We start from the raw sequence: 1159 nt of genomic DNA on the forward strand, positions 1-1159 counted from the left end.
AAAAGCCCTCCCCAGGCGGGAAGAGCTTTTCGCCTTCACTTATTCAGACCTCGCGGCGAGGCCCACGCTAAGCCTAGGCGTTGATAGCAGGAGCCGTCAGGGCAACCGGCGCAGACTCAGCCGCAGCCAGGTCCAGCGGGAAGTTGTGAGCATTGCGCTCATGCATCACTTCCATCCCCAGGTTCGCCCGGTTCAGCACATCCGCCCAGGTACCAATCACTCGGCCCTGCGAGTCAATCACCGACTGGTTGAAGTTGAACCCGTTCAGGTTGAACGCCATCGTGCTGATGCCCAGCGCCGTGAACCAGATGCCAACCACCGGCCACGCACCCAAGAAGAAGTGCAGTGAGCGGCTGTTGTTAAAGCTCGCATACTGGAAGATCAGCCGACCGAAGTAGCCGTGCGCTGCCACGATGTTGTAGGTCTCCTCTTCCTGGCCAAACTTATAGCCGTAGTTCTGAGACTCAGTCTCGCTCGTCTCTCGCACCAGTGAGCTGGTCACCAGTGAACCGTGCATCGCCGAGAATAAAGCGCCGCCGAAGACGCCCGCCACGCCCAGCATGTGGAACGGGTGCATCAGGATGTTGTGCTCCGCTTGGAACACAAACATGAAGTTGAACGTCCCCGAGATGCCCAATGGCATGCCGTCAGAGAACGAACCCTGGCCCAAAGGATAGATCAGGAAGACCGCGCTCGCCGCTGCCACCGGGGCAGAGTAGGCCACGCAAATCCAGGGACGCATCCCCAACCGGTAGCTCAGTTCCCACTCGCGGCCCATGTAGCAAAACACGCCAATCAGAAAGTGGAAGATAATCAGCTGGTAAGGACCGCCGTTGTACAGCCACTCATCTAAAGAAGCCGCTTCCCAAATCGGGTAGAAGTGCAGCCCAATCGCGTTGGACGAGGGCACAACCGCGCCCGAGATGATGTTGTTGCCGTACATCAGCGAACCGGCGACCGGCTCACGGATGCCATCAATGTCTACGGGCGGGGCCGCGATGAAGGCAATTACAAAGCAGGTGGTCGCAGCTAGCAAGGTCGGGATCATCAGCACGCCGAACCAGCCTACATACAGGCGGTTCTCGGTGCTTGTGACCCACTGACAAAACTGCTCCCACAGTGAAGCGCTGCTGCGCTGCTGTAGTGTCGTTGTCATAAT

General features: G+C 58.5%; 1 protein-coding gene. It reads right to left on the minus strand.

The features are described 5' to 3' along the window. Nucleotides 1-73: 73 nt before the first annotated feature. Nucleotides 74-1156, minus strand: a complete 1083-nt coding sequence (psbA, locus tag IQ241_RS25255) for a photosystem II q(b) protein (protein WP_193912584.1) — start codon at nucleotides 1154-1156, stop codon at nucleotides 74-76. Nucleotides 1157-1159: the final 3 nt, after the last annotated feature.

This window comes from Vasconcelosia minhoensis LEGE 07310 (assembly GCF_015207255.1).
GTDB classification, from domain to species: domain Bacteria; phylum Cyanobacteriota; class Cyanobacteriia; order Phormidesmidales; family Phormidesmidaceae; genus Vasconcelosia; species Vasconcelosia minhoensis.